The organism is Vibrio sp. 1731 (genome assembly GCF_033339955.1).
In the GTDB taxonomy this organism is placed as follows: domain Bacteria; phylum Pseudomonadota; class Gammaproteobacteria; order Enterobacterales; family Vibrionaceae; genus Vibrio; species Vibrio alginolyticus.
Genome location: NZ_JAWOVO010000096.1, coordinates 1 through 1,305 on the forward strand (window position 1 = coordinate 1; position 1,305 = coordinate 1,305).

Below are 1,305 nucleotides of genomic sequence, written 5' to 3' on the forward strand. Positions count from 1 at the left end.
CTTTAGTCAGGATTAGTGACTAGGGCGAGCTTCTAGCTCTTTTTCTTCAACTGGGTCGATATCAACCACTTTCTTCGCATTCCAAACTGTTAGAGCAAGAAGTAGAGAAATCACACCAGCAGCCAGCCAGAAATATTGCGCTTGAGAGAAGTCGTATTTAGTTACGCCATCAACCTCTGTGATTTTGATTAGAGAAGCTGACGCTAACTCTTGACCAGAAGCGGCGATGTAAGAGAACAGACCGATGAAGCCTTTCACTGCGCCAACTGCGTTCTTAGGCATCAAGTCACAAGCAGTTAGACCTGCAAGGAACACAACCAGACCACCGATAGCGAAACCGATCATACCTAGTGCTACTGCGTCAACGATGCGGGTATCTGGGCCGAAGAACATCAAGCACATGCCACCTATGTTCGCCAATCCGTAAAGTAGAGTCGGGATATGGCGGTTAGAGTTGAACACCTTGTCAGAGATGATGCCTGATAGGATTGCACCTGCTAGACCCGCGATAGGGTATGTAGACATTGCGAAGCCAGCGTCAATCAGTGAGTAACCTTTTGCTTCTTGTAGGTAAAGCACTGCCCAAGAAGACATCGCGTAGCGAGAGATGTACATCGCTGCACACGCTGCTGCAATTAGCCAAACGGTTGGTTGCTTCAGGATGAACATTTGAGCGCGACGAGTTGCTTGCGGATCGTTCTTTTTCTTGATCTCAGGTTCTTCGTCGAATGCTGTTGCTGAATCTGGCAAACCGTAAGTTTGTGGACGGTCCTTTAGGATGAAGAACATACAAATCGCTGCTGCAATCGCTGCAATACCCGCACCGATGAAACCTGCGCGCCAACCGAAGTAGCTCACTAGGGACGCCGTTAGGATCCAAGTGATACCTTCACCGATGTTACGTGAGCCACCCCAGATAGAGTAACGGCTACCACGTTGTTTTGGTGAGAACCATTGGAACAGAGACACACAAGACGGTGCTGAACCAACAGATTGGAACCAACCGTTTAGACCCCAAAGCAGAACAAAGAAGAATGCCGTGGTGTTCAAACCCATGAATACTGCGGTGATACCAGACAGTAGTAGAGAGAACGACATAAATCGGCCAATGTTGGCATAGTCAGAAAGGAAGCCGTTCGAGAACTTACCAAAAGCGTAAGTGAAGAAGAAAGCCGAACCCATGATACCGAGTTCTTCGATGGTTACGATGCCTGCATCCAGCATTGGTTTTTTAACAACACCTAAACTCATACGAACTACGTAGAAGACGGCGTAACCGAAAACCAAGCCTAAAAATACATGCCA

At 47.7% G+C, this 1,305-nt stretch carries 1 protein-coding gene; it reads right to left on the reverse strand.

Going from position 1 to position 1,305, the window contains the following annotated elements; translation table 11 throughout:
- Nucleotides 1–12: 12 nt before the first annotated feature.
- On the reverse strand, nt 13–1,305 hold a 1,293-nt coding region (locus R7035_RS25420), incomplete at its 5' end, for an MFS transporter (protein WP_318146345.1).